Annotated in this window: 25 protein-coding genes; 13 read left to right on the top strand and 12 right to left on the bottom strand. The window is 69.8% G+C overall.

Annotation, left to right across the window (positions count from 1 at the left end; all coding sequences use genetic code 11):
• Positions 1 to 101 precede the first annotated feature (101 nt).
• Genes Adu01nite_RS35410 through Adu01nite_RS35420 form a run of 3 tightly spaced genes read left to right on the top strand, consistent with a single transcriptional unit; the run spans position 102 to position 2,388 of the window.
• Positions 102 to 860 carry an ABC transporter ATP-binding protein gene (locus Adu01nite_RS35410; RefSeq protein ID WP_203733668.1) on the top strand — a complete coding sequence of 253 codons (759 nt, stop codon included), beginning with the start codon at positions 102 to 104 and terminating at the stop codon, positions 858 to 860.
• Entirely contained in the window at positions 857 to 1,624 is a 768-nt protein-coding gene (locus Adu01nite_RS35415; RefSeq protein WP_203733669.1) for an ABC transporter permease, read from the top strand. The genes Adu01nite_RS35410 and Adu01nite_RS35415 overlap by 4 nt, the downstream gene beginning before the upstream one ends.
• 2 nt (positions 1,625 to 1,626) lie before the next feature.
• Complete coding sequence (locus Adu01nite_RS35420; protein WP_203733670.1) at positions 1,627 to 2,388, top strand: MerR family transcriptional regulator; 762 nt, start codon at positions 1,627 to 1,629, stop codon at positions 2,386 to 2,388.
• 1 nt (position 2,389) lies between these two features.
• On the opposite strand, the gene Adu01nite_RS35425 is transcribed toward Adu01nite_RS35420, so the two are convergent.
• Positions 2,390 to 3,499 carry an ROK family protein gene (locus Adu01nite_RS35425; protein ID WP_203733671.1) on the bottom strand — a complete coding sequence of 370 codons (1,110 nt, stop codon included), beginning with the start codon at positions 3,497 to 3,499 and terminating at the stop codon, positions 2,390 to 2,392.
• Between the two features lie 44 nt (positions 3,500 to 3,543).
• Here Adu01nite_RS35425 and Adu01nite_RS35430 point away from each other — a divergent pair, with 44 nt between their 5' ends.
• A complete protein-coding gene (locus Adu01nite_RS35430) occupies positions 3,544 to 4,773 on the top strand; it encodes an MFS transporter (RefSeq protein WP_203733672.1) in 1,230 nt (409 codons plus the stop codon).
• 1 nt (position 4,774) lies between these two features.
• Here the strand turns inward: Adu01nite_RS35430 and hisC are convergent, their stop codons facing one another.
• Genes hisC through hppD form a run of 4 tightly spaced genes read right to left on the bottom strand, consistent with a single transcriptional unit; the run spans position 4,775 to position 8,598 of the window.
• Positions 4,775 to 5,863: a histidinol-phosphate transaminase gene (gene hisC, locus Adu01nite_RS35435; protein ID WP_203733673.1), complete on the bottom strand. Its 1,089-nt coding sequence runs from the start codon at positions 5,861 to 5,863 to the stop codon at positions 4,775 to 4,777.
• Positions 5,860 to 6,831, bottom strand: a complete 972-nt coding sequence (locus Adu01nite_RS35440) for an RDD family protein (RefSeq protein ID WP_203733674.1) — start codon at positions 6,829 to 6,831, stop codon at positions 5,860 to 5,862. The genes hisC and Adu01nite_RS35440 overlap by 4 nt, the downstream gene beginning before the upstream one ends.
• The gene (locus Adu01nite_RS35445; protein ID WP_239132940.1) at positions 6,828 to 7,457 is read right to left on the bottom strand and encodes an RDD family protein; all 630 of its coding nucleotides are present in this window, start codon (positions 7,455 to 7,457) and stop codon (positions 6,828 to 6,830) included. The genes Adu01nite_RS35440 and Adu01nite_RS35445 overlap by 4 nt, the downstream gene beginning before the upstream one ends.
• A 10-nt stretch (positions 7,458 to 7,467) precedes the next feature.
• The gene (hppD, locus tag Adu01nite_RS35450; RefSeq protein ID WP_203733675.1) at positions 7,468 to 8,598 is read right to left on the bottom strand and encodes a 4-hydroxyphenylpyruvate dioxygenase; all 1,131 of its coding nucleotides are present in this window, start codon (positions 8,596 to 8,598) and stop codon (positions 7,468 to 7,470) included.
• An 88-nt stretch (positions 8,599 to 8,686) separates the two neighbouring features.
• On the opposite strand from hppD, the gene Adu01nite_RS35455 reads away from it, so the two are divergent.
• The 3 genes from Adu01nite_RS35455 to Adu01nite_RS35465 all read left to right on the top strand — a co-directional run bounded on the left by Adu01nite_RS35455 (position 8,687) and on the right by Adu01nite_RS35465 (position 12,275).
• Positions 8,687 to 9,172: an Lrp/AsnC family transcriptional regulator gene (locus Adu01nite_RS35455; RefSeq protein ID WP_203733676.1), complete on the top strand. Its 486-nt coding sequence runs from the start codon at positions 8,687 to 8,689 to the stop codon at positions 9,170 to 9,172.
• A gap of 63 nt (positions 9,173 to 9,235) precedes the next feature.
• On the top strand, positions 9,236 to 10,537 hold the full coding sequence (locus Adu01nite_RS35460; RefSeq protein ID WP_203733677.1) for an outer membrane protein assembly factor BamB family protein: 1,302 nt from the start codon (positions 9,236 to 9,238) through the stop codon (positions 10,535 to 10,537).
• Positions 10,538 to 10,607: 70 nt separating this feature from the next.
• Complete coding sequence (locus Adu01nite_RS35465) at positions 10,608 to 12,275, top strand: fumarate hydratase (protein WP_203733678.1); 1,668 nt, start codon at positions 10,608 to 10,610, stop codon at positions 12,273 to 12,275.
• Positions 12,276 to 12,505: 230 nt separating this feature from the next.
• On the opposite strand, the gene Adu01nite_RS35470 is transcribed toward Adu01nite_RS35465, so the two are convergent.
• On the bottom strand, positions 12,506 to 14,479 hold the full coding sequence (locus Adu01nite_RS35470; protein ID WP_203733679.1) for a YncE family protein: 1,974 nt from the start codon (positions 14,477 to 14,479) through the stop codon (positions 12,506 to 12,508).
• 120 nt (positions 14,480 to 14,599) lie between these two features.
• On the opposite strand from Adu01nite_RS35470, the gene Adu01nite_RS35475 reads away from it, so the two are divergent.
• Together Adu01nite_RS35475 and Adu01nite_RS35480 are read left to right on the top strand one after the other, a co-directional pair.
• Positions 14,600 to 14,920: a PadR family transcriptional regulator gene (locus tag Adu01nite_RS35475; RefSeq protein WP_203733680.1), complete on the top strand. Its 321-nt coding sequence runs from the start codon at positions 14,600 to 14,602 to the stop codon at positions 14,918 to 14,920.
• Positions 14,921 to 15,068: 148 nt separating this feature from the next.
• On the top strand, positions 15,069 to 15,638 hold the full coding sequence (locus tag Adu01nite_RS35480; protein WP_203733681.1) for a hypothetical protein: 570 nt from the start codon (positions 15,069 to 15,071) through the stop codon (positions 15,636 to 15,638).
• Positions 15,639 to 15,642: 4 nt separating this feature from the next.
• Here Adu01nite_RS35480 and Adu01nite_RS35485 read toward each other — a convergent pair whose 3' ends face one another.
• Genes Adu01nite_RS35485 through Adu01nite_RS48630 form a run of 6 tightly spaced genes read right to left on the bottom strand, consistent with a single transcriptional unit; the run spans position 15,643 to position 20,935 of the window.
• Positions 15,643 to 16,437, bottom strand: a complete 795-nt coding sequence (locus tag Adu01nite_RS35485) for an SMP-30/gluconolactonase/LRE family protein (protein ID WP_203733682.1) — start codon at positions 16,435 to 16,437, stop codon at positions 15,643 to 15,645.
• Entirely contained in the window at positions 16,437 to 17,588 is a 1,152-nt protein-coding gene (locus Adu01nite_RS35490; RefSeq protein WP_203733683.1) for an outer membrane protein assembly factor BamB family protein, read from the bottom strand. Before Adu01nite_RS35490 ends, Adu01nite_RS35485 begins: the two co-directional genes overlap by 1 nt.
• 14 nt (positions 17,589 to 17,602) lie before the next feature.
• Positions 17,603 to 18,055: an SRPBCC family protein gene (locus Adu01nite_RS35495; protein ID WP_438871111.1), complete on the bottom strand. Its 453-nt coding sequence runs from the start codon at positions 18,053 to 18,055 to the stop codon at positions 17,603 to 17,605.
• A gap of 51 nt (positions 18,056 to 18,106) precedes the next feature.
• Complete coding sequence (locus Adu01nite_RS35500; RefSeq protein ID WP_203733685.1) at positions 18,107 to 18,952, bottom strand: hypothetical protein; 846 nt, start codon at positions 18,950 to 18,952, stop codon at positions 18,107 to 18,109.
• 57 nt (positions 18,953 to 19,009) lie between these two features.
• Positions 19,010 to 19,672, bottom strand: a complete 663-nt coding sequence (locus Adu01nite_RS35505) for a hypothetical protein (protein ID WP_203733686.1) — start codon at positions 19,670 to 19,672, stop codon at positions 19,010 to 19,012.
• A gap of 51 nt (positions 19,673 to 19,723) precedes the next feature.
• On the bottom strand, positions 19,724 to 20,935 hold the full coding sequence (locus Adu01nite_RS48630) for a chitosanase (RefSeq protein ID WP_203733687.1): 1,212 nt from the start codon (positions 20,933 to 20,935) through the stop codon (positions 19,724 to 19,726).
• Positions 20,936 to 21,129: 194 nt separating this feature from the next.
• Between Adu01nite_RS48630 and Adu01nite_RS35515 the strand changes: the two genes are divergently transcribed.
• From Adu01nite_RS35515 to Adu01nite_RS35530, 4 genes are read left to right on the top strand one after another with little or no spacing between them, the layout of a single operon-like run.
• Positions 21,130 to 22,302 carry an ROK family transcriptional regulator gene (locus Adu01nite_RS35515; RefSeq protein WP_203733688.1) on the top strand — a complete coding sequence of 391 codons (1,173 nt, stop codon included), beginning with the start codon at positions 21,130 to 21,132 and terminating at the stop codon, positions 22,300 to 22,302.
• 21 nt (positions 22,303 to 22,323) lie between these two features.
• A complete protein-coding gene (locus tag Adu01nite_RS35520) occupies positions 22,324 to 23,634 on the top strand; it encodes an ABC transporter substrate-binding protein (RefSeq protein ID WP_203733689.1) in 1,311 nt (436 codons plus the stop codon).
• Positions 23,635 to 23,638: 4 nt separating this feature from the next.
• A complete protein-coding gene (locus Adu01nite_RS35525; RefSeq protein WP_203733690.1) occupies positions 23,639 to 24,565 on the top strand; it encodes a carbohydrate ABC transporter permease in 927 nt (308 codons plus the stop codon).
• Positions 24,562 to 25,446, top strand: coding sequence for a carbohydrate ABC transporter permease (locus Adu01nite_RS35530; protein WP_203733691.1), 885 nt, complete (start codon positions 24,562 to 24,564; stop codon positions 25,444 to 25,446). The genes Adu01nite_RS35525 and Adu01nite_RS35530 overlap by 4 nt, the downstream gene beginning before the upstream one ends.
• Positions 25,447 to 25,456 lie beyond the last annotated feature (10 nt).

Below are 25,456 nucleotides of genomic sequence, written 5' to 3' on the forward strand. Positions count from 1 at the left end.
GCTACGGGCCGGCGCACCCGGGCCGCAGATCCCATAACGGCAGGACCAAAGTCCCGGAGGGGCTTGACCCTGACGCAGCGTCAGGCCCCGATGCTGGCCGCATGAGTAATCCACCGGCAATCCAGGTCCGGGGCCTGGAAAAGTCATACAAGGACCTGCACGTGCTGCGCGGCGTGGACTTCGAGGTCGCCCGGGGCAGCATCTTCGCCCTGCTCGGCTCGAACGGCGCGGGCAAGACCACCGTCATCCGGATCCTCGCCACACTGCTCAAGGCCGACGCCGGCACCGCCCGGGTCAACGGCTTCGAGGTGGCGGCACAGCCCGCCGACGTCCGCGAGTCGATCAGCCTCACCGGCCAGTTCGCGGCGGTCGACGAGATCCTCACCGGGCGGGAGAACCTCGTCCTGGTAGCCCGGCTGAGGCATCTCAAGGACCCGGGCCCGATCGCCGACGGCCTACTGAAGCGTTTCGCGCTGACCGAGGCGGGCGGGCGCCGGGTGGCGACCTACTCCGGTGGCATGCGCCGCCGGCTGGACATCGCGATGAGCCTGATCGGGAACCCGCCGGTCGTCTTCCTCGACGAGCCGACGACCGGGCTGGACCCGGAGGCGCGGCTCGAGGTGTGGCAGGCCGTCCGGAAGCTCGCCGAGGGCGGCACGACCGTGCTGCTGACCACCCAATATCTGGACGAGGCCGAACAGCTCGCCGGCCGGATCGCGATCCTCCATGAGGGACGGATCATCGTCGACGGCACCCTGGCCGAGCTCAAGGCGCTGCTGCCGCCGGCCAAGGTCGAGTACGTCGAGAAGCAGCCGTCGCTGGAGGACGTCTTCCTCACCCTCGTGAAAGGACGATCGTGACCACGCATTTCTTCGCCGACACCGCCGTGCTGACCGGGCGGACCGTCCGGCACGTCACCCGCAGCCTGGACACGATCATCACGACCGCGATCACCCCGGTCGCCATCATGCTGCTGTTCGTCTACGTGTTCGGCGGCGCGATCGACACCGGCTCGATCTCGTACGTGAATTACATGCTTCCCGGGATCCTGCTCATCACCATCGCGTCCGGCATCTCGTACACCGCATACCGGCTCTTCATGGACATCCAGGGCGGGATCTTCGAGCGGTTCCAGTCGATGCCGATCGCCCGGTCCGGCGTGTTGTGGGCGCACGTGCTGACCTCGATGGTCGCCAACCTGAGCTCGCTGGTGATCGTGGTCGGCGTCGCCGTGCTGATGGGCTTCCGGTCCGGCGCGGGCCTGCCGGCCTGGCTCGCGGTCGCCGGCATCCTGATCCTGTTCACCCTGGCCCTGACCTGGCTCGCGGTGATCCCCGGGCTCACCGCGTCGAGCGTGGACGGTGCCAGCGCGTTCGCCTACCCGCTGATCTTCCTGCCGTTCATCAGTTCGGCGTTCGTGCCGACGGCGACCATGCCCGGCCCGGTGCGGGCCTTCGCCGAGCACCAGCCGGTGACCTCGATCGTCGATACCATCCGTGACCTGCTCGCCCAGCGGCCGATCGGCACCGGCATCTGGACCGCCCTCGCCTGGTGCGTCGGCCTCCTGGTCGTCGCCCAGGTCTTCGCCAACATCGCCTACCGTAGAAGAGGGGGCAGGATCTGAGCATGCTGACGATCGGTCAATTGGCGGCGTACGCCGGTGTCACGGTGCGGACGGTCCGGCACTACCACCAGATCGGCCTGTTGCCCGAGCCGGAGCGGGACGCCTCGGGCTACCGGACGTACACCGCGACGGCGGTGGTGGCCCTCATCAAGATCCGCACGATCGCGAATGCCGGGGTGCCGCTCGCCCGGGTCCGCGCGATGCTCGACGCCGACCCGGCGACGTTCGCCGAGGCGATCCAGCGGATCGACGACCACCTGCGCGACGAGATCGAGCGGCTGGAGACGAGCCGCAAGCAGATCGGCCGGCTCGCGGCGGGCGACAGTCTGGTGCTCCCGCCCGAGGTGGTCGCCTATCTCGACCGGCTCCGGGCGATCGGGGCGTCGGAGCGGATGGTGGCCGGTGAGCGGGACGGGTGGATCCTGGTCGGCGCCCGCTGGCCGGACTACCCCCGCGACTGGATTCCCTACAAGATCGCGCAACTCGAGGATCCGCGAGTCGTCCGGCTCTACCGTCTGCTCTCCGACGCCCTCGACGGCGACCCGGGCGACGAATCGCGGCTGCCGGAGGTCGCCGACCTGATGGTCGAACTGGCCGAGGAGAGCGGCGAAGAGGAGACCGGTGGCCAGGCCGAGGACGATCTGCCGTTCGACCTGATGGACGCGTTCGCCATCGAGTCCGACCCGCGGGCGGTGCGGCTCATGGAGCTGATGCGCGAGCGCGGCTGGGCTCGCTGGACCAAGCTGGAACGGGTGCGGGAATGAGTTACGCGAGCTGCGGCAACAGCCGTGACCAGGCTTCCTCGCCGGCGCCGGCGATCGGGCCGTCGTCGCCCAGGCTGGCCGGCCGGATCGGTGGCGGCGCCGCGCGGTGCACCGCCATCAGCCCGGAACGATAGGCGTCGTCGATCTCGCCGGGCATCGCGGCCAGCAGGTCCACGCCGATGCCGCCCAGCGTGACCAGGTCGGCGTCGAGGCCGTTGACCAGGCCGGCGATCCCCCGGCCGAGCGCGGCGGCCACCGCGCGGACCGCGGCCCGTTCCGGCTCGGTGTCGCCGGCGATGACCCGGCGAGCGTAGGTCACCGGGTCGGGCGGGGCCGGCCGGCCGAGCATCCGGGCCATCGCGGTGCCGTCCACCGCGGTCCCCCAGCATCCGCGGGCGCCGCAGGGACAGACGATGCCGGGATCGCCGAACGGCATGTGCCCGAACTCCCCGCCCGCCCCACGCGCGCCGACCAGCACCTTGTCGTGGTCGACCACGGCGCCGCCCAGGCCGCCCTCGATCCGCAGGTGCAGGGCGACCGTCGCGCCGACCGCCGCGCCGCGGGTCGACTCGGCCGCCGCGGCCAGCGACGCGTCGTTGCCGGCCGCGAACACCGGGCCCGGCCACAGCTCGGTCAGATCCACGTCGTGCCAGCCCAGGGTGCTCGCGTCCAGGCGCTGGTCGGGCGACACGGTGCCGGGCACCGAGACGCCCATGGCGCGCAGGCGTAGGCCGTACGCATCAAGCAGCGTGGAAACCGCGGCCGTGACGGCCGCCTGCACCGCATCCCACCCGGACCTCGCGTGGTTGGCCCCCACCGAGGTCAGGGTGGCGCCACCGAGCTCGACCACGTCGATCCGCCACCCCTCGTGGGTGATCGCGGCCGCCAGCACGAGCGGCCCGGCCGGGTGCGGCACCAGCAGCGTGGTGGGCCGCCCCCGGCTTCCGCTCGGCGCGGCCGGCGCCTCGGCCAGCAGCGACGCCTGGGCGAGCCGGCTCACGATCTCGGTGGCGGCGCCGGTGCCCACGCCGAGCAGCCGGGCGGCGTCGGCCCGGGTCACCCCCGGGCGGGCGTGGGCCACCCGGAGCAGCTCGGTTGAGCGCGTCGTCACAACCGGATCCCTTCTTTTGCTCTGATCAAGAGCCTATTCTGCCGATGGTGACCTTCAACCGCCCGGCGCTGACCGTTCTCGGGGCCTCCGCCTTCTGCTACGTCACCGCCGAGACCCTGCCGGTCGGCCTGCTCCCGCAGATCGCCGGGGGTCTCTCGGTCGACGAATCCGACGTCGGGCTGCTGCTGACCAGCTATGCGGTGGTGGCGGCGGTGAGCACGATCCCGCTGACCGCGCTCACCATGCGGGTCCCGCGGCACACCCTGATCGCGATCACCATGGTGATCTTCGTGGTCTCGCAGGCCGCGGCGACCTTCGCGCCGACCTTCCTGACGCTCGGCCTGACCCGGCTGATCTGCGCGCTCGCGCACGGCGTGTTCTGGTCGATCCTCGGGCCGATCACCGCCCGGCTCGCCCCGCCCGGACAGGCCGGCCGGGCCACCGCGATGGTGTTCATCGGCAACTCGCTGGCCATCGTCGGCGGCGTGCCGCTCGGCACCGCCATCGGGCAGTGGCTCGGCTGGCGGGTGGCGATCGGCGTGACCGCGGCCGCCGGGGCGATCTGCGTGCTGCTGCTGGCCCGAGTGCTGCCGAAGCTCGACCCGCTGCCGCACGACCGCGAGACCCGGGTCGGCGCCCAACTGCGCGCTTCGATCGCGATCATCCGGGAACCCCGCGTCGCGATGCTCTGCGCGATCACGTTGCTGCTGGTCATCGGCCACTTCGCGGCCTACACCTACATCGCCCCGCTGGCCCGCCGGGACGGCGATCTGCAGGGGGCCGGGCTGAGTGCCTTGCTTCTTGGGTACGGGGCGACCGCGCTGGTCGCCAGCTATGCGGTCGGCCGCTTCGTCGACCGCCGGCCCGGACCGGCGCTGACCGTGCTGCTCGCGGTCATGGCCGTGTCGGTGGCGGCGCTCGCCCCGGTGCTCGGCACGGTGCCGACCGTGGTCGCCACCCTGCTGTGGGGCGGCGCGTTCTGCGCCATCCCGGTCTGCTTCGCCTCGGCCGTGCTGCGGATCGCGCCGCGGGCCCGGGACGCGGCGTCCGCGGTGCAGGTGGTGTCGTTCCAGATCGGCATCGGCGGCGGCGCGTTCGTCGGCGAGCGGCTCACCTCGGCCGGCCACCTCGGCACCCTGCCGGTCCTCGCGGCGGCGCTGGCCGTGGTCACCCTGATCCTGGTGATCGCGGCCCGGACAGTCTTCCCGCGCCGACTGGACGACGCCGACCACCACCGCGCGGAGGCGGAGTTGGCCGGCGTCCCGGTGCACTGATTCAGGAAAGCTGGTCGAGCGCGATCTCGGCGGCGGCCAGGAACGCGTCGTTCTCCTCGGGCGTGCCGATCGTCACCCGTACGCCATCGGGCTGGAACGGACGCACGATCACCCCGCGCCCCTCGCAGCTAGCGCCGAAGGCCGCGGATTTGTCGGCCAGCGGCAGCCACACGAAGTTGGCCTGGCTCTCCGGGACGTCCACGTTCAGCTTGCGCAGCGCCTCGGTGACCCGGGCCCGCTCGGCCACCACCAGCGAGCAGCGGCGCTTGACCTCGTCCTCCTGGGCCAGCGCGGCGAGCGCGGCCGCCTGCGCGACCATGCTGGTGGAGAACGGGGTCAGCACCTTGCGGAGGGCCGCGGCCACCTCGGGCTGCGCCACCAGGTAGCCCATCCGCAGGCCGGCCAGGCCCCACGCCTTCGACATGGTGCGCAGCACGACCACGTTGGGGCGGTCGGCGTACGTCTCGATCGCGTCCGGCACGTCCGGGTCGGTGACCAGCTCCCGGTACGCCTCGTCCAGCACCACCAGCACGTCCGACGGCACCTCGGCCAGGAAGCGGTCGAGCTCGGCCTTGTGCACCGCGGTGCCGGTCGGGTTGTTCGGGTTGCAGACGACCACCAGGCGGGTCCGGTCGGTGATCGCGTCGGCCATCGCCGGCAGATCGTGCCCGTACTCGACGGTGTTCGGCACCCGCACGCTGGCCGCGCCGACCCCGGCCGAGATGATCGGGTACGCCTCGAACGAGCGCCACGAGTAGACCATCTCGTCGCCGGGCAGGCAGGTCGCCCTGACCAGGGTCTCGGCCAGCGCGACCGAGCCGCAGCCGGTGACGATCCGGTCGGCGGCCACCCCGTACCGCTCGGCGAGCGCGTCGCGCAGCGCCACCACGCCCATGTCGGGGTAGCGGTGCGACTGCAGCATCGCCTCCGCCACCGCCTCCGGCACGCCGGGCAGCGGACCGTACGGGACCTCGTTGCTGGCGAGCTTGATCGCCTCGGCGATACCCAGCTCACGGGTCAGATCGGCGAGACTGCGGCCGGGCACGTAGGCGGGCAGACCGTCCAGGTCGGCGCGAGTGAGACGGGTCATTCCGAGGAGCCCTTCGAGGAGGAGCCGGTGGCGGCGTCGACGGGTTGCTGATGGTCGGGCGGCAGCGCGATCACGACCGTACGTGCCGTCTTGTCGTGGAACGCCTGCCGCAGCTTCTGGTCGAACAGCGGCGAGATCGAGTCGACGAACTGCATGACCAGGCCGAACCCGGCGCAACCCCAGGCCGGGGTCCACAGCCCGAGCCGGGCCCAGCGGCCGAACGCGCGCCCGAACCCGAGCGGCTCGGTGTTCTCCAGCGAGACCACCTTGATCCGCATCAGGCGCTTGCCGAGGGTCTGGCCGCTGCTCGCGGTGGCCGGTGCCTCGTAGAGCAGCCAGAGCAGGGTGGCCACGATCAGCATCACCCACAGCAGACCGTCGGTGCGGCCGGACGCCTGCGGCACGTCGAACGCACTGCCGCCGTTGGCGACCGCGTCCATGCTCGCCCGGTAGGTCGGCAGGAACTCCTGCCAGAACTGGTAGGCGAAGTAGCCGTTAACGACCACGTTGAGCAGCAGCACCGCGAGGATGTCGAGCAGCCGGGCGGCCAGCCGCGGGCCGAGCCCGGCGAGCGCGAAGCCGTGCGGCCGCGCTTCGACGGGGTATGGCACGTACTGCCAACCACCGGGCGGCGGCTGAGCCCCGGGAGGAAGCTGGGTTCCCGGCGGCGGCTGCCATCCGGGTGGGGGCTGCCAGCCCGGAGGTGGTGGCGGCATCGGGCCCCAGCCGGGCGGCGGCGTCTGCTGCTGCGGCGGCATCCAGGCCGGCGGCGGCGCGGTCGCCGGGGTCACCGGCGCGGCCTCCTCGGCAGCGGGAACCGGCGGCGGCTCCTCCTCGACCGGCGGCGGGCCGTCCGGCGGGACCGCGTCGGCCGGGATGGCCTTACCGAGCCAACCCTCACCGTCCCAGTAGCGCTGGGTCGTGGGGTCGGCCGGATCCTTGTACCAGCCGGCGGGCAACGAGCTCATGGGGAAACCTTAACCACCACGGTCCCGGCCGCTTTGTCGTGCAGGGCCTGCTGGTAAGGCTTGTCCCACAACTGCCAGAACCCGTCGAGGTAGCTGAAGAACGGCACGAAGCTCCCGGCGATGTACTCGACGAGGTAACGCTTGGCGGCCATCCCCCGGGTGAGTCGCGCGCCCGGTTCGATCGGCACGATCCGGATCTTCATCGCTTTCTTGCCGAGCGTCTGCCCGCTGCGGATCATCCACTCCACCGCATACAGGTAGTAGAGGACCAGCATCACCACGAACAGGGCCAGCTCGAACAGCAGCATCGGCCCCACGAAATCGCGGAACATCCGGTCGGGGCTGTCGTCGTACACGTAGGTGTCCGGGTTTGGCAGTGCCTTGAACAGCACGAAGAACCCGGGAATGGCCAGCACGAGCAAAACGGCGGAAAGAATTGACATATCGATGATGTACGCGACCAGACGCGTACCGAAATCAGCGAGCGGAACACCGGCCGGGCTCAGCGGAACCGGCGGCGGAACCGGCACGTAGAAGTAGCCCGGCGGTAGGGGCGGATAGCCCGGTGGCACCGCCGGCGGAGGTCCGTATCCCGGTGGTGGCCCATATCCCTGCGGGTGAGTCACGCGGACAGTGTTACAGGTTCCCGCGCAACTCTTGTTCCCGCTCGATCGCCTCGAAGAGCGCCTTGAAGTTGCCCTTGCCGAAGCCGAGCGATCCGTGCCGCTCGATCAGCTCGAAGAACACCGTCGGCCGGTCCTGCACCGGCTTCGTGAAGATCTGCAGCAGGTAGCCGTCCTCGTCCCGGTCGACCAGGATCTTCCGCTTCTTCAGCTCCTCGATCGGCGCCCGCACGTCGCCGATCCGGGCCCGCAGCTCGGGGTCGTCGTAATACGAGTCGGGGGTGTCGAGGAATTCGAGACCGGCCGCGCGCATGGCGTCCACGCTGCGAATGATGTCGTTGGTGGCGATCGCGATGTGCTGCGCGCCGGGGCCGCCGTAGAACTCCAGGTATTCGTCGATCTGCGACTTGCGCTTCGAGATGGCCGGCTCGTTCAGCGGGAACTTCACCTTGCGGTGGCCGTCCGCGACGACCTTGGACATCAGCGCCGAGTAGTCGGTGGCGATGTCGTCGCCGATGAACTCGGCCATGTTGGTGAAGCCCATGACCCGGCCGTAGAACTCGACCCAGTCGTCCATCCGGCCGAGCTCGACGTTGCCGACCACGTGGTCGACGGCCTGGAAGTAGCGCTTCTCCGGCGGGGTCACGATCGGATCCCGGGTGACGAAGCCGGGCAGGAACGGCCCGTCGTACTTCGAGCGGTCGACCAGCGAGTGGATCGTGTCGCCGTAGGTGGCGATCGCGGCGAGCCGGACCGTGCCGTGCTCGTCGGTGGCGTCGTGCGGCTCGGTGACGCCGCGGGCGCCCGCGTTGATCGCGTGCAGGTAGGCGGCGTCCACGTCCGGCACCTCGAGCGCGATGTCGTAGATGCCGTCGCTGTGCTTCGTGACGTGCTCGGCCCCGGGCGACCCGGCGTGCACCGCCCCGGTCACCAGGAACCGGGCCGAGCCGCTGACCAGCACGTATTCGGCGTGGTCGCGGTAGCCCTGCTCGGGGCCGCGATAGGCGACGCACCGCATGCCGAACGCGGTGGAGTAGTAGTGCGCGGCCTGCTTGGCGTTGCCCACGAGGAATTGCAGGTAGTCGACGCCCTTGACGGGGAAGACGTCGGCTTTGCGGGTCTCGCTTTCCATCATCTGCGTCATGTGCCGAGGCTGCCCGCGCGCGCCGGGCTGGGCAACAGTGAACATTTACGCTGGGCACTCTGCGCAATTCGTACGGTAACTTCCGGGTATGACTGAGCAATCTGTCCAGCTCGACCCGCTCGACGCGCGGCTGGTGGAGATGCTGGCCGGCGAGCCGCGCATCGGCGTACTGGAAATGTCTCGGCGTCTTTCCGTCGCCCGCGGAACCGTGCAGGCAAGGCTGGACAAGCTGATCGCGCGGGGCGCGATCAAAAGCTTCGGGCCCGAGGTGATTCCCGAAGCCATCGGCTTCGGGGTGATGAGCTTCGTGACTTTGGAGATCAGTCAGCGGTACGGGCATACCGCGGTGGCCGCGCACCTGTCCGACATCCCCGAGGTGCTGGAGGCGCACACCATCACCGGCGGCGGCGACGTGCTGTGCCGGATCGTGGCCCGCTCGCACGCCGATCTGCAGCGGGTGATCGACCAGATCGTCGGCTACGAGGGGATCGTCCGGGCGCACACGATCATCGCCCTGGCCGAGCTGATCCATTACCGCACGCTGCCGCTGGTTCAGGCGGCATCCCGGGCATAAGCGATCGACACGGGCAAATCGCATTCCCTCGCATGAGCGATTGATCTAGTTAGCGTGTCGACCATGGCGTCGGGTGGCAGCTCCCGCATGGGATACACGCTGATCACCATCGTCGTGGTCCTGGTCGTGCTGGCCACCAGCAAGACCTGGAACCCCTGGCCGAAGTGGTGGGCCTGGTTCAACACCAGCGAGCCGATCGCCGCCGGCGTCGCCCGCTGGCAGAGCACCATCGGCGGCAGCCCGCAGAGCGTCAGCATCGCCGGCGACGCGGTGATCGTCGAATACCGCACCTCGATCGAGGCCTACGGGCTCACCGCCGGGATCAAGCTGTGGGGCAACGACGCCGACTGGGCCGACGTGGCCGGCGAGGGCAACGACGCGGTGGTCGTCACCGGGCGGCTGCTCACCAAGGGCTACCAGGTGCTCGACCCGCGCAGCGGCGCCGTGCGGCGGGCCGACACCGAGGCCACCGCGGTCTGGACCTACCGCACCGGCATCCTCGACCTGCGCTGCGGCAAGGGCAGCGACTGCGAGCTGACCGCCTGGGACACCCGCGGCAACACCCGCTGGCGGGTCAGCACCGGCGGGATCGGGTTCGTGCTCGACGCCGCCAACCCCGACCTGCCCGACACCAAGCCGATGACCGCGAACGGCATCGACGACGACGTGGCCGGCGCCCGGCAGATGCCGGCCCTGATCGGGCTGCCCGACGACGGCAAGGTCCGGATCATCGACACCGCCAACGGCAAGCTCGTGCAGACCGCCGAACCCGGCAGTGACCAGCGGATCTCGGTCGCCGGCGGCCGGGTCCTCACGGTCACCGGCACCTCGGCCGACGGCACCTGCTACTTCGGGGTGGTCGCCAGCGACCCGCCCGGCGGCGGCACCGTCTGGAAGCGGGACGGGCTCAACCTGCGGACCGCGGCCAACGGGTCGGGCTGCAAGCAGGACCGCGACCCGGCCGGCGGCGAGGACGTGGTGCTCGGCGTCGACCCGGTCGGCCGGCAGGAGCTCATCGCGGCGCACGACGGCCGGATTCTCTGGCACGGCGCCAAGGGCGAAGAGGTCCAGGCGGTCAACGACTCCTACGCGGTCGTCCGCACCGCCGACAAATCGACGCTGCGCTGTCTCTCGCTGGCGAGCGGGGGAACCGCCTGGACCCGGCCCTTCACCTCGGGCGGGGCGGCCCTCACCCCGAACGCCGTGGTGATTGTCACTACGAAACCCGGCCGGGTCGCCGCACTCTCCCCGTCCAGCGGGAAACTTCTCACCGAGGTTCGGACGAATGCCAAGATTTTCGCCACCGGACCGGGCGGAATGATCGTTGTCGACGGCCGCGACATGGCCTACCTGCCGTTCGCTTGACCGAACTGGTATGTAGGCACGCGCGACGCGGTTCGCGCGTCCCGGGGCGGCTGACCTAGGCTTGCCCGTCATGAGCAGAGGCGCCGCATTCTCGTACTCGCCGCTGTTGCCGATCGGCGACGACCTGACCGAGTACCGCTTGGTCACGGACGAAGGCGTGGACGTCGTGCACGGCCCCGGCGGCCGCCGATTCCTGACGGTCGAGCCGTCGGCGATGACCCAGCTCACCGCCGAGGCGATGCACGACATCGCGCACTACCTGCGCCCGGCCCACCTCTCCCAGCTCCGGTCGATCATCGACGACCCGAAGGCCTCGCCGAACGACCGCTTCGTGGCCATGGACCTGCTGCGCAACGCGAACATCGCGGCCGGCGGCGTGCTGCCGATGTGCCAGGACACCGGCACGGCGATCGTGATGGGCAAGCGCGGCCGGCACGTCCTCACCGACGGCACCGACGAGGAGGCCATCGCCCAGGGCGTCTACCAGGCGTACACCCGGCTCAACCTGCGCTATTCGCAGCTGGCCCCGCTGACCATGTGGGACGAGCGGAACACCGGCTCCAACCTGCCGGCCCAGATCGAGCTGTACGCCGAGGACCCGGGCGGCCAGCCGGACGCCTACAAGTTCCTGTTCATGGCCAAGGGCGGCGGCTCGGCCAACAAGAGCTACCTCTACCAGGAGACCAAGGCGCTGCTGAACCCCGCGCGCATGATGGAGTTCCTGGACGAGAAGCTGCGCCTGATCGGCACCTCGGCCTGCCCGCCCTACCACCTGGCCATCGTCATCGGCGGCACCAGCGGCGAGTACGCGTTGAAGACGGCCAAGCTGGCCAGCGCGAAATACCTGGACAACCTCCCGCGGCACGGCACGATGGCGGCCCACGGCTTCCGCGACGTGGAGCTGGAGGCCGCGGTCCTGGAGCTGACCCGAGACTTCGGCATCGGCGCCCAGTTCGGCGGCCGCTACTTCTGCCACGACGTCCGGGTGATCCGCCTGCCGCGCCACGGCGCCTCCTGCCCGGTGGCGATCGCGGTGTCCTGCTCGGCCGACCGCCAGGCCACCGCAAAGATCACCCCGTCCGGCGTGTGGCTGGAGCGCCTGGAGACCGACCCCGCCCGCTTCCTGCCGGACGTGGAGCTGGACGAGGGCCCGGTGGTCCGGGTGGACCTGAACCGCCCGATGGCCGAGATCCGGGCCGAGCTCACCCAGTACCCGGTGAAGACCCGCCTGTCCCTGTCCGGCCCGCTGGTGGTCGCCCGGGACATCGCCCACGCAAAGATCGCCGAACGCCTGGCCGCAGGCGAGCCCATGCCCCAGTACCTGCGAGACCACGCGGTCTACTACGCGGGCCCGGCGAAAACCCCCGAGGGTTACGCGTCAGGTTCGTTCGGCCCGACAACAGCAGGCCGCATGGACGCGTACGTGGAGCAGTTCCAGGCCGCAGGCGGTTCGCTGGTAATGCTGGCCAAGGGAAACCGCTCGACAAAGGTCACCGAGGCCTGCAAGTCATACGGCGGCTTCTACCTGGGCTCGATCGGCGGCCCGGCCGCTCGCCTGGCCCAGGACTGCATCCGCCACGTGGAGGTCCTGGAGTACCCGGAGCTGGGCATGGAAGCGGTCTGGAAGATCGAGGTAGCGGACTTCCCCGCGTTCATCGTGGTAGACGACAAGGGCAACGACTTCTTCGCCGACGTAACAAAGCCCAACCCGGTCCTGCGAATCAGCAACCGTCCGTAGCCACCGGCACCAGCCCCGCCGCCCTGAAGCCGACTTGAATTTCCCGCCCTCGATGCGAAGTCCTTGATTGCGGGGTCTGCGCGCGCGGGTCAGGATTTCGATTTTCTTGATGTCGGGGCGTCGGGAGCGCGACGAGAGCCCGTTTCCCTGGATCTCGGCCGCTGGCTGCCGCAGCGAGGCCCCAGGTCGCCGCGGTCGATGCGGGTGGCGATCACGTCGGCCACCCGCAGTCACTTGCGGAACGTGAAGTAGCGGTAGGGGCCGTACGTTGTGTAGTTGAGGTTGTCGCCTGATGTTGTGGTCACGTAGGCCGCGCGCACTCGGTACTTCGCGTTGATCGTGTGGGTGCCCGTGAGCGTGTAGGTCGACTTGCCGGCGCTGCTCAGCGTCAGCATGTAGCTCTTCCACGGCTTCCACTTGCCGCCGGAATACACCTCGAAGCTCAGCTTCTGCTTTCGCTTCGCGGCGGCCGTCATCGTCGTCGTGAAGACCGGGTTCTTGGTCTTGTGGAACACGTAGTAGCCGCCGCTGGTCGCGTACTGCTTGGTGACCGCCGTCGTGACGCCGACCCGGGTGTAGACCGTCGAACGGACGGTTCGGGCCGCATACCGGCTGTCACCCGCGTAGACCGCACTCACCGTGGTGTTGCGGGTCAGCCGCAGGCTTGTGGTCACGTTGCCGCCGGCGTCCGCGGCCACCTTGCGCAGCAGCCGATTGGCCTGGTCGGAGCCGTACGGATCGGCCCAGATCTCGACCGTGCGGTTCGCGAACGCGGCGCCCAGGTGCGCGGTGAAACCCACCGTCGTGCCGTAGTTGTAGACCGTCCCGCTCGGACTCAGCGTCACGACCGAGGCTGTCTTGGTCACGGTAAGAGAGGCGGTCGCGGTCGCGGAGCGGAAGGTGCCGTCCCCGGCGTACGCAATGGTGTATTTGACCGTGCCGCCGGCCGGCGGCTGATCGACGACGGTGAAGGCGCCATCCTCATCGGTGGCAACCGCGGTCAGTGCCGAACCCTGCGGCGACTCCTCGTCCGTACGCGTAACGCTCAGTTTCGTACCCGCCGGAAGCCCACCACTCAGCGTGCCCGCCACGATGACCTGGGCGCCCCGGGCGGCCGTGGCCGGCGCCGAGACCTTGAGCGCGGTGGCCGTGTGCGCCGGGTCGTCGAGCACCCACATCGACTCGCCGCCGCCCGAGTCGCCGACGAAGGTGAAGAGCTTGCCGCCGCCCGGCTCCCACGCGACCTTGTTCGTCGAGTAGGGCGCCGGCACGATCTTCCACCGCTTCGTGGTGGTGGTGTCGCCGGCCGCCACGAAGTTGAGCTCGGAGGTGCTGCCGCCGGGCAGGCCGGCGATCATGAGGCCGGCCGGGGAGACGCCGACGGTCTGGACCGAGCCGGGGTTGGTGATCGTGCCGGCCGGCTTGGCCTCGCTGACCGTGGCGAACTGCGTGCCGCCCCAGCCGGACGCGAAGAACAGGCTGCCGTCGGGGCTGAAGCCGATGTCGCGGAGCCCGGTCACCTCGAAGAAGCGGTAGGAGATCGGGTTGGTCGTGTCGAACGCAACGTTGTAGACCTCGACCTTGCCGCTCGACTCGTTGTCGGCGGCCAGGGCGAGCAGGTCGGGCTTGGCCGGGCTCGAGGCGAGCAGCGGCGCCCACTGCAGGCCGTCGATCTGCCGGGTGGTCACCGTGCCGTCGGTGAGGTCGAGGGAGCCGAGGCCGCCGATGGTCGGGACGCTCGGGCCCTGGTAGGAGAACCACAGCCTGTCGCCGGCGAACGCGAGCTTCTCCGGCAGCACGCCGGTGCCGACCGGGTAGCGCTTGACCTCGGCCAAGGTCGCGGCGTCGTAGGCGATGACCGCGTTGGCGCCCGGCACCGCGGCGTAGAGCCGGCCGTAGTCCGAGGCGAACTTCAAGCCGTTGACGCCGGTCAGGCCGGTGCGTTCGACCGCGGTCGTCCCGTCGTAGTTCAGCACGGCGAGGCGGCCGCCGCTGCCGTCGCTGACCGCGACGTGCCGGCGGACCGGGTCGACCACGACGTCCTTGAGCGAGGTGAAGGCCGGGATGCTGTGCCGCGCGGAGGCCGGCAGCGTCTCGGGCACCACCTCGGCCGACGCGGAGCCGGTGCTGAGGTAGCCGATGGTGACGGCGGATCCGCCGAGAACGGCCGCGGCGAGCACGGTACGCAGGGTTTTGGTACGCACGGAAAAGCCCCCATGATCAAGAACGTCGGCGGCAGCGTACGCCCCTGGGGACGATCTCCGGGATCGGCAGGTCGGATACTAAGCTTGCCGTTATATATCGTCCGAGGTAGCGTCGGGTGCATGCGGGAACCCACGTTCTTGATCCTGACCGCCCTCGCCGCCGAGCCCACCCACGGCTACGGCGTGATCCGCGTCGTCGAGGAGCTGTCCCAGGGTGAGGTCGTCCTGCAGCCCGGCACGCTCTATGGCGCGCTCGACCGGCTCACCGAGCAGGGCCTGGTCGAGGTCGACCGGGAGGAGGCCGTCGACGGCCGGCTGCGCCGCTACTACCGGCTCACCGAGTCCGGCACGGCCGCGCTCACCGCCCAGGTCGCCCGCCTGCGGCGCAACGCCGACGCGGCGGCGGCCCGGCTGCGCCTCGCGTTCGGCGGCGGGCTGTGACCGCGCCGCTGAAGCGCCACTACCTGCTCGCCACCTGGCGGATGAGGACTTCCGGCCCCCGGAGCCGGGATCTACGGCACTGATCACCGGGCCCTGATTGATCGCAGAATTTGCTTGCGAAATCAATCAACGAGCTTCGAGGTTCACGATGCGACGCAGGACTTTCGACCTCATCCTTACCGCCATAGGTGGGGTCCTCACTGTCGGCCTTCTGATCGCCGGCGGTCTCCTCACGTGGGGCTACAACTTCGCCAACTCCACGGTGCACGACCAGCTGGCCGCCCAGCAGATCTACTTCCCGGCCAAGGGCAGCGACGCCCTGAAGTCCGAGGAGATCGGTCCCTACCTCAACCAGTACGCCGGCAAGCAGCTCACCACGGGCGCGCAGGCCGAGGCGTACGCGGACCACTTCATCAAGGTGCACCTCAGCGAGATCGCCGGGGGCAAGACCTACTCCCAGGTGAGCACCGAGGCGCAGGCCAACCCGGACGACGAGAAGCTGGCCGCCCAGGTGCAGACCCTGTTCCGCGGCGAGACGCTGCGCGGCATGCTGCTGAACGCGTACGCCTTCTGGAAGTTCGGCCAGATCGCCCTCTACTCGGCGATCGCCAGCTTCGCCGGCGCCCTGGTCTTCCTGGTGCTGACCTTCCTCGGCTTCCGCCACTCCCGCCGGGTCGACCCGGAGGCCCCGGTCTTCGAGAAGCCCGCCACCGCCTGAGCCCTCAGCTCAGCGAAATCGCGAACAAACGCCCGGTCCGGCCGCCGAACATGGCGGCCGGATTCGTGTAGTCGGCGGTCAGCGCGTAGAGCGTCCGCTCGTCGCCGGCGAGGGCGCAGTCGAAGGCACCGTCCGGCAGCGCGATCGTGTCCAGGATCTCGCCGCCCTCGCGGACCCGGCGGCAGTGCTGGTTGGGGACGGCGGCGTACCAGACCGCCCCGGACGAGTCGATGCAGATGCCGTCGGGGGCCACGCCGGGCAGGTCGGCCCACACCCGCCGGTTGCTCAGCGAGCCGTCGGCCTCGATGTCAAAAGCGGTCAGCCGGGACGCGTGCGACTCGGCCACGATGAGCGTGCGGTCGTCCGGCGTGACGGCCATCCCGTTCGGAAACTCCAGGCCGTCGGCCACCTCTCGGGCCGCACCATCGGGGGTCACCACGGCGATCAGGCCGGGCCCGGGCGTCCCGCCGGGAAAGTCGTAGCCGATGTTGTTGACGAAGGCGTTGCCCCGCGAGTCGGTGGCGATGTCGTTCCACGGGTGGCGGCCGTCGATGCCGGAAAGGTCGGCGTGAAGCTCGCCGGATCGCAGCAACCGCGCCCCCGGCCCGTCGAGCAGCAGCAGGTCCCCACCGGGCAGCCAGTCGATGCAGAACGGCAGCCCACTCACCCGGGTCACGACCGCGGGCGTCGACCCGGCCAGCCGGATCACCTCGCCCGCACCCCAGTCGCAGAACCACAGCTCACCGTCGTGCCAGCGGGCCGACTCCCCCATCACGAGCCCGGTCAGAATTTCCCGCATCACACCTCCGCCACCAGCACGGTGTCGACCGAGTAGTAATAACCAGGCGTATCCGGGCTCTTCGGCCCGCCCGGGGCCAGCCGCTCGATCGCCACGAACCGCGAGGTCACCTGCACGCCGCCGACATCCCACTTGCGGGTCTCGGGCCCGTAGGCCGCCGCGTAGATCAGCCGCCCCTTCCCCCGAGCCGTGGCCGCGACCTCCATCAGCCGCCGGTCCGCGGTGAGCAGCACGACGATGTCGCCGGCCGTGCCCAGCACCTGCGCCCCGGCCGGATAGCGCCGGACGAACGCACCGCTGACCGGGTCGACCGCCACCAGCGCGTCGGCTTTCGGCTGGAAGACCAGGTCACCGGCGACGGTACTGCCGGCCATGTCGAGGGCCGGGGCGCGACGCAGCGTCGCCGCGCCGGAAAGCCAGCCCTGACCGGCGCCGTCCCGCAGCCCGCGGCATCCGGACGACGCCACATCGCAGGCGAGCGGCGTGTAGGGCCCGGCCGGGAAGGACGCGATCTTGGTGCCGGTCGCGGTGTCGTACGCGCCGTCGGCACAGACATAACGACCACCGCCGGTGGTGAAACCGTCGGCACAGAGCGCGGCGGTCCAGCGCCGGGTTCCACCATTGATGGCGTACGCATCAACGTGCGCACCCGCCGTGACCAGCACGGTGTCCCCGGCCACCCGCATGCCCACCGGTCGCCAGACCGTGTCGGCGCCGGTGCGATGACCGGCGAACCCGTCGGCCGGCTTGGTGCCGGAGACCCGCCAGGAGATCTTTCCGGTACGCCCGTCGATCGCCACCAGATCCCCGTCGGTCCACCGGCTGATCACCGTCGGGCCGGCCGCCACCACCCCGGACAGCTGCTCCGGCCATCGCCGGAACGACCAGATCGCGGTGTAGACCGTCTCGGCGTGCACCGGCGCGTCCGCCCGGATCTGCCGTTTCGAGGCGTAGACCCGGATCCGCTCGTCGACGATCAGCGGCGCCACCGGCATCCGCCCGGTGACGCCGGGCCGGATCGTGGAGTCGACCGGATAGGGCGGCTCGACGCCGGCCAGGACCTCGGCCGGGGCGAGCACGCGCCAGCCGACCAGCACCGCCGCAGCGGCCACGACAAGCGCGGACAGCGACCGCAGCAGCACCTTTCGCACGAGGCGAGAGTATGTCAGGCCACCGCGGCGAGGTCGTCCAGGTCTCGGCGGAGGGCACCCTCGGCGGTCTCCGCGGCCAGACCGCCGAAGATCAGCGCGAGGATCCGGCCGACCGGCGCGGTGGCGCCCCCGTCCTGCACGACGGTGACCATCGTGCCGCCGCGATGCCGCCCGGAGATGACCGGCACGAACGAATACGTCATCTTGTAGTCGGCGCCGATGCCCGGTGACTTGACCACGAACCGGTCCGGGATCACGCACTCGAAGACCCGGAACTCCTCGGTGATCTCCCCGCCGTCGGCCATCCGCCGGGTCTCCCGCCAGGCCGCGCCGGCCCCGAACGGCCCCTCGGTGAGCACCTCGACCCGGGCGACGGCGGACAACCACTCACCGCGCCTCGACAGATCGGTGAACACCTGCCAGACGGAGGCGACCGGCGCCTGGATGAGGCGTGTCACAGCGACCATCGACATAGCGTGACCTCCCGCGTACACGGTTACGAGGTTAGTAGATGTTGCTCATTCCGGACCGCCATTGATCAGGCCGAGCCGGATCAGCTCGGTAAGCGGCTCGACCACCCCGGCCGCGCCGAAGCCGACGAACAGCGGCCGGGTCTCGTCGCGCCGCGCCCGGCACGGCTCGACCAGGGGCAACGGGTGGGTGGCGGCCAGCACCTCGGCCACCTCGGCCACCTCCGCGCCCTCGGTGGCGAGGATCGCGGCGGCCAGCACGTTGAGGAACCCGTGGTGGGTGAAGCCGGTCTCCGGGTCGGTGTGCCGGATCGCGTGCCGCAGGCCCGCGGCCAGCCGGAACGGCAGCTCCCGGTCGCGGCAGGCGCAGATCACCGCGGCCAGCTCGACCGGGGTGGGGAACAGCTCGGCGGCGAGCCCGCCGACCCGGAACTTGGGGGCGATCCGCAGGCCCGCGGCCCGGCACTCGGTCACCGTGTCGAGCGCGCCGAGGAGTCCCCAGCTGAGCGGGATCTCGGCGTACACCTGAAGGTCTTTGTCCTGCTCGGCCAGCGTGCGCAGGGCGGTGAGCCCGGGTTGCGGGTCCTCGCCGCGCCGGGCCACCGGCACTTCCACGTGGGAGACCACCGCGCCGGCCGACCGGAGTTTCTCCACCGCGATCGGCACCGCGCTCACCGGGACGTCGCCGACCAGCGCGACCGGCAACTCCCCGGCCGGCGGCTCGATGCTGACCAGGGTGGCCGGGATCAGCAGCGGGCCGAGGAGGGCGGCGAACCAGGCGTCGCGATGCTCGTGGTGTTTGACCATGGCGTCGCGGAGGCTGATGAAGCTGGGTGGGAGCAAGGAGGCGTCATCGACCAGCCCGGCGAAGAGCGAAGGCACCATCGTTGACACGAACTGAACCTAATGGACGTTTCGAGAGGCGGACAACCATGTCCGCTCTGTCGGTTTTCACCCGAGGACCGCGATGTCCGCCTTCAGCGCGGCCGGCAGCGGCAGCTCGACCGGAAATGACGGGATCCGCAGCGCGAAGGTCCGGCCGGTGTCACCCGTGAGCCGGACGCAGTACCCCTTGCCCGCGGCCAGCTCCAGATACCCCGCCTGGTAGGCCGCACCGTTGCTCTCCGCGCAGGCCGCCGGGTCGGCGAAGGGGTCGCCGGTGGCCGGGCTGATCAGCGCCCGCTTCGCCAGCGGCTCGGCGGTCCACACCCGCTTGTCGGCGCCGGTGCAGTTCTGATCGTGATCGGTCTTGCCGGGCGTGGAGCAGAGCAGCGAGAGGTCGCCGGTGTACGCGTCGGTGCCGGCCCGGGGCGGATCGAGCCAGATGGCGCCCTGCGGGTACTTGTCGCCCGTACCCATCGGAACCTCGACGTGCAGCGTCGCCGTGCCCAGCCCCTGGCTGGCGGCCGGCGAAACCGCCGCCGAGGCGATCGGCAGATCGGGAAGGACGGCGGCCGGGGTGGACTGGTAGTGGAAGATCGCCCCGGCGAACGTGCCGATCGCCAGCACGATCAGGGCCACCGAGATCGCCGGCCGGCGCTCGCCCTTCAACAGCACGACCATGGCGGCGATGAGCAGCACGGCCGCCGCGCCGCCGAGCAGGAGATCGACCATGACCGACAAGGTACCGATGCCCGGGACACGTCGCGCCCCGGGCATCCGGGCTCAGCCGATGTGGAAGCTCTCGCCGTAGACCGCGAAGTCCAGCGGCGTGTTCAGGTCGACGTTGCCGTTGTTGAGGAAGACGCGCTGGGCGGTGTCGACCCGCGACGTGTCCGAGTGCGCCTCCTCCTTCTTCATCTCGACGACCCGCTCGTTCAGGAAGACGGTGAGCCAGGCGTGCTCGTCCCCGCCCTGCGCCGGCGGCTTGGCCTTGGTCAGGGCGCGGCTGCGGATGGACCGGAAGCCCTCGTAGCCGTGCATGACCGAGGCGTCGTAGTAGGCGAACTGGCCGAGGGCCCGCACGCCGTCGCTCTTGCCGTCGCGCACCGAGGGGTTGAAGTAGACCCGGTCGCGCTCGGCCTCCTGGGCGGCCTGGAACACGGTGTCGGCCGCGGCGGTCTTCCAGTCCTTGGTGAAGTTGGGGTCGAGGCCCGAGTGCGAGTCGGTCCCGTCGACGTTGCGCAGGGCCGGCAGGTATTTGGCGAGCACGTTCGACGGCTTGGTCGCCGTGTACGCCTCCACCAGCTCCAGCATGTCCCCGGTCCCGGAGCAGAACCCGATGATGCCGGCCGTGTAGCCGCGCCCGTCCCCGATGTCCTCGATGTAGGCGAACTGGGCCCGCCAGTTCAGCGACGAGTTCTCGGCCGCCGAGACGATCTGCATGGCGACGTCCTTCTTCGCCGGATCGTCAAGGTTCTTGCCTGTTGGGGCAGAGGTGGGTGGCGTTGTGGGACTCGTTCCACCAGGCATGACCCAAGTCTGGTTCGTGGTGTTCGAGCACGTCCAGATCTGGAGCCGGGCGCCGTTCGCCGTGCTCTTGTCGGTCACGTCGAGACACTTGCCCGATCCGCTGTTGACCAGCGCACCGTTGGACACCGTCCACTTCTGCGCGCCGGTGGCGTTGCAGTCGTAGAGCTGAATCTTGGCTCCGTTCGCGGTCGATGCGGCAGTGACGTCGAGGCACTTGCCGAGCGCCCGAATGGTGTTGTCGGTGTTCCCGACGGTCCATTGCTGGGCGGCACTGCCGTTGCAGTCGTAGAGCTGCACGGCGGCACCGTTGGCGCTCGACGCCCCGGCGACATCGATGCATTTGTTACCGAGTCCCTTGATCGGGCCGGCTGTTGCGGCGCTGGCCGGAAGCAGCCCGTACGCGATGGCTGCAGCGGGGATGACCAGGCCAAGTGAGGCATAGGCGATTGCCCTCACGCGTTTCATGGCACTCCTGTGGGGAGGGGGGATGAAGGGGATCACGCGCGTGATGGGCAGTGACGCTAGAACAGTTAAGCAGGTTTATCAATAGGCATCGATGGGGTGGTCTAGCCTGCTTGATGGGTCTTGACACGGGGGAGGCCTGTGCCTACCGTCCGAGCAACTGTTAGTCAGTTTGCCTATCACCGCAGGGAGCCCCGTTGACGCGTCTGGCCGGCTCGTCCAAGCTGCTCCGCGCCATGAACGAGAGCGCCGCTCTAGCGCACCTGCTCGACCCAGGGATGCTCACCCGCTCCGACTTGCGCAAGCTCACCGCCCTGTCCACCCCGACCATCTCCGAGGTCCTGCGCCGGCTCACCGACGCCGGACTGGTCAATGTGGTGGGCCACAACAGTGGCCGCCCGGGCCCGAACGCCGAGATCTATGCGGCGAACCCGGATGCGGCGTACACGGTCGCGGTCTCCGTCCGCGACATCGGCACCAGCGGAACCCCGTCGGTGACCGCCGCCCTCTGCGACCTGACCGGGGCCGTCCGCGCCCGGTTCGAGTCGCGCATCGACTTCCTCGCCACCGAACCCGCCGTCGCGCTCGTCGACGTGGTCGCCCGGCTGCGCGCGGAGGCCGGCGTCCCGGCCGACCACATCCGGCACGTGCAGCTCGGTGTGCCCGGCTCGTGGGACGCGCGCACCCAGACCATCCGGCACGTCGACGTGCCCGGCTTCGGCCGGACCGGCCTGGTGCCGGAGATCGCCGCCGCGCTCGGCACCGACGTCGGCGTCGACAACGACGTGAACCTGGCCGCGGTGGCCGAGCGCAAGCGCGGCACCGCCCGCGACGCCGAAGGGTTCGCGCTGCTCTGGATGGGTCAGGACGGTCTCGGCCTGGCCATCGACATCGCCGGCGCGCTCATCCGCGGCGCCCGCGGCGGGGCCGGCGAGATCGGCTACGTGCCGCTCTACTCACCCGAGCACACCGATCGCAAGCTCGACCTGCAGGACCTCTTCGGTGGCGCCGCGATCATGGAACTGGCCCGGGACAACGGCATCACCGGCGGCACCCCCGCCGAGGTGGTGCGGGCCGCCGCCGGCGCACCCGGCGAGTTCCTCACCACGCTGGCCGATCGCGTCGCGGTCGGGCTGGCCGCGGTGATCGCCGTGCTCGATCCCTATCTGGTGGTGCTGGCCGGGCCGATCGCCCAGGCCGGTGGCGAGACGCTGCTGTCCGCGGTGAACACCGCGGTCCGCCGGGCCGCGCCGCTGGAGAGCTCGATCGCGGTCACCACCATCGACGACGACGCGGTGCTGCTCGGCGCGCTCGATGCCGGCCTCGCCGTGGTCCGGGAAGCGCTCATCACCTCAATCCGCGACAGCTGACGTTTCTTTGAGAGGCCGAAAGTGAACAAACGGATACCTGCTGCCCTTTTCGCCCTGACTCTGCTGACGACCGCCGCCTGCACCCCCGCGCCGAAGGAGAACAAGGTCGCCGCGCCCGGCGCCTCGACGAGCGGGACCGTCGAGCTGTGGCACTTCTTCACCGAGCGCGAGGCCGAGGCCATCGACACGGTGATCAAGGACTTCGAGGCGTCGCACCCCAACATCAAGGTCACCGTGAAGTCCGGGCAGGACGACTCCAAGGTCACCCAGGCGATCGGGGCGGGCAACGGGCCGGACATCGGCCTCTCCTACTCCACCGACATCGTCGGCAAGTTCTGCTCGTCCGGGGCGTGGGTGGATCTCACCCCGTACATCAGCCGCGACAAAGTGGACCTGAACCAGCTGAACGCCACCACCCGGCAGTACACCGAGTTCGACGGCAAGCGGTGCGCGATGCCGTTCCTGGCCGACGCGTACGGGATGTTCTACAACAAGGACCTGTTCGCCAAGGCCGGGATCACCACGCCGCCGAAGACCCTCGACGAGCTGACCGAGGACGCCAAGAAGCTCACCGTGCGCAACGCCGACGGGTCCCTCAAGACGGTCGGTTTCCTGCCGCTCTACGACTTCTACGAGAACGCCGCCGCGCACCTCGCCCCGGCCACCGGCGCCAAGTGGCTGACCGACGACGGCAAGTCGGCGGTCGGCACCGACCCGAACTGGAAGACCCTGCTCACCTGGCAGAAGAACCTCGTCGACTGGTACGGCTACGCCAACCTCACCAAGTTCAAGGCCTCGCTCGGCGACGAGTTCAGCGCGGACAACGCGTTCCAGAAGGGCCAGGTGGCGATCAACATCGACGCCGAGTACCGCCTGGCCTTCCTCAAGGACCAGACCCCCACCTTGAAGTACGGCGTGGCTCCGCTCCCGACCGCCGACCCGGCCCGCTACGGCGGTGGGTACGTCACCGGCAACATCCTCGGGATCAGCAAGAACGCCAAGAACCCCGAGGCCGCCTGGGAGCTGATCAAATACCTGACCACCGATGACGCCGCCGTCACCAAGCTGGCCGGGCTGCTCAAGAACGTGCCGACCACGACGAAGTCGATCGCCGACCCGACGCTGAACGCGGACGCCGACTTCAAGGCCTTCATCGACATCTTCAACAGCCCGAACTCGGTGACCACGCCGCCGTCCTCGTCCGGCCCGGCCTACCAGGAGACCTTCGGCAAGTTCCTGAACGACTACCAGGCCGGCAAGGTGAAAGACCTGAACTCCGGCCTGACCGACGCGGACAAGCAGATCAACAGCGTCATGCAGCTGGGCGGCTGACCCCATGACGGCCGTTCGCCTCCGCAAAAACCTGACGACGCTGTCGTTCCTGGCGCCCGCGTTGATCGGCATCGCGGTGTTCTTCCTCTACCCCCTGGTCTCGGCGGTCTACTTCTCCTTCACGAAGTTCGACCTGCTCTCCGTGCCGCAGTGGGTGGGGCTGGACAACTACCAGCGGATGGCGGACGACCCGTTCCTGCTCCAGGCCATCCGGAACACGCTGTGGATGGTGGTGGTCTTCGTCCCGGCCCGGATCATCGGGGCGATCGGCCTGTCGATGCTGCTCACCCAGCTGCGGCGGGGCGCGAGCTTCTTCCGGACGGTGTTCTACCTGCCGGCCCTGGTGCCGCCGGTGGCCGCCACCATCGCGTTCGTCTACCTTCTCAAGCCGGGCACCGGCCCGGTCGACCACTTCCTGGAGAAGATCGGCATCGCCGGTCCGCTCTGGTTCAACTCGCCGACCTGGGCCAAACCCTCACTGGTCCTGCTCGGCCTGTGGGCCATCGGCGACCTGATGGTGATCTTCCTGGCCGCGGTGCTGGGCGTTCCGGAGAGCCTCTACGAAGCCGCGTCGCTGGACGGCGCGAACGCCTGGCACAAGTTCCGGTCGATCACCCTGCCGACGATCCAGCCGGTGATCCTGTTCGCCGCGGTCACCGGCGTGATCTACACGTTGCAGTACTTCGACCAGGCGGCGGTGGCCGGCTCGATCGCCAGTGGGCAGGCCACCGTCGGGGCCGGGATATCGCAGAGCTTCGGCTACCCCGAGGGCTCGACCTTCACCTATCCACTGTGGCTCTACACGGTCGGGTTCCGGTACAACGCGCTCGGCTACGCGAACGCCCTCGCGATCCTGCTGTTCGCGGTCGCGTTCTCGGTCACCGTGATCCTGATGCGCCGGGCCAAGGCCTTCTCCGGGGAGGAATCATGACGGCGGCTCTTCTCGAAGCGGACCCGCTTACCCCCATCACGCCGGACCGCCCTCGACAGCGACAAATCACCCTGGCCTGGATCGCCCGGCACAGCATCGCGATCGTCCTGGTCATCATGTTCCTGACCCCGGTCGTCTACCTCGTGCTGCTCTCGCTGATGACCAGCAGCCAGGCGCTGACGAGCGACTACTGGCCGAACACCTGGCATCCGGAGAACTACGTCAAGGTCTTCCAGTCGACGCCGCTGCCGCGCTACCTGCTCAACACCGTCATCTACGCGGTGTCGGTCACGCTGCTCACCCTGTTGTCGAGCGTGCCCGCCGCGTACGCCCTGGCGAAGCTGAAGTTCCGCGGGCAGAACGCGCTGTTCCTGACCATCATCTGCGTGATGATGTTGCCGCCGCAGGTGGTGACCGTCCCGCTCTACCTGATGTGGGCCCGCTACGGCCTGACCGGATCGCTCGCGCCGCTGATCATCCCGGCGCTGTTCGGCGACGCGTTCACCATCTTCCTGCTGCGCCAGTTCCTGCTGACCATCCCGTCGGAGTATCTGGACGCGGCCCGGGTGGACGGCTGCGGTGAGTGGCGCACGCTGCTGCGGGTGGTGCTGCCGATGGCCCGGCCGGGCATCGCGGCGGCCGGCCTGTTCCAGTTCTTCTTCTGCTGGAACGACTACTACGGCCCACTGCTCTACACGAGCGAGAACGAGAATTCGTGGACCCTGACGCTGGGGCTGGCGTCGTTCCGGACGGTCCACCACGTCGACTGGAATCTGGTCACGGCGGCGACGGTGCTGGCCATGGCTCCGCTGATCATCATCTTCTTCTTCGCCCAGCGCGCGTTCGTGCAGGGCATCACGCTGACTGGCTTCAAGGGATAGTGGAGTAAAG

The sequence above is a fragment of the Paractinoplanes durhamensis genome (assembly GCF_016862175.1).
Classification (GTDB): Bacteria; Actinomycetota; Actinomycetes; order Mycobacteriales; family Micromonosporaceae; genus Actinoplanes; species Actinoplanes durhamensis.

Bases quoted from the DNA above. Each gene is read 5' to 3' on its own strand.
- Adu01nite_RS35410 (WP_203733668.1), top strand. From the start codon at position 102: ATGAGTAATCCACCGGCAATCCAGGTCCGGGGCCTGGAAAAGTCATAC.
- Adu01nite_RS35420 (WP_203733670.1), top strand. From the start codon at position 1,627: ATGCTGACGATCGGTCAATTGGCGGCGTACGCCGGTGTCACGGTGCGG.
- Adu01nite_RS35430 (WP_203733672.1), top strand. From the start codon at position 3,544: ATGGTGACCTTCAACCGCCCGGCGCTGACCGTTCTCGGGGCCTCCGCC.
- hisC (WP_203733673.1), bottom strand. From the start codon at position 5,863: ATGACCCGTCTCACTCGCGCCGACCTGGACGGTCTGCCCGCCTACGTG.
- Adu01nite_RS35440 (WP_203733674.1), bottom strand. From the start codon at position 6,831: ATGAGCTCGTTGCCCGCCGGCTGGTACAAGGATCCGGCCGACCCCACG.
- hppD (WP_203733675.1), bottom strand. From the start codon at position 8,598: ATGACGCAGATGATGGAAAGCGAGACCCGCAAAGCCGACGTCTTCCCC.
- Adu01nite_RS35455 (WP_203733676.1), top strand. From the start codon at position 8,687: ATGACTGAGCAATCTGTCCAGCTCGACCCGCTCGACGCGCGGCTGGTG.
- Adu01nite_RS35460 (WP_203733677.1), top strand. From the start codon at position 9,236: ATGGCGTCGGGTGGCAGCTCCCGCATGGGATACACGCTGATCACCATC.
- Adu01nite_RS35465 (WP_203733678.1), top strand. From the start codon at position 10,608: ATGAGCAGAGGCGCCGCATTCTCGTACTCGCCGCTGTTGCCGATCGGC.
- Adu01nite_RS35475 (WP_203733680.1), top strand. From the start codon at position 14,600: ATGCGGGAACCCACGTTCTTGATCCTGACCGCCCTCGCCGCCGAGCCC.
- Adu01nite_RS35480 (WP_203733681.1), top strand. From the start codon at position 15,069: ATGCGACGCAGGACTTTCGACCTCATCCTTACCGCCATAGGTGGGGTC.
- Adu01nite_RS35485 (WP_203733682.1), bottom strand. From the start codon at position 16,437: ATGCGGGAAATTCTGACCGGGCTCGTGATGGGGGAGTCGGCCCGCTGG.
- Adu01nite_RS35495 (WP_438871111.1), bottom strand. From the start codon at position 18,055: ATGGTCGCTGTGACACGCCTCATCCAGGCGCCGGTCGCCTCCGTCTGG.
- Adu01nite_RS35505 (WP_203733686.1), bottom strand. From the start codon at position 19,672: ATGGTCGATCTCCTGCTCGGCGGCGCGGCGGCCGTGCTGCTCATCGCC.
- Adu01nite_RS48630 (WP_203733687.1), bottom strand. From the start codon at position 20,935: ATGAAACGCGTGAGGGCAATCGCCTATGCCTCACTTGGCCTGGTCATC.
- Adu01nite_RS35525 (WP_203733690.1), top strand. From the start codon at position 23,639: ATGACGGCCGTTCGCCTCCGCAAAAACCTGACGACGCTGTCGTTCCTG.
- Adu01nite_RS35530 (WP_203733691.1), top strand. From the start codon at position 24,562: ATGACGGCGGCTCTTCTCGAAGCGGACCCGCTTACCCCCATCACGCCG.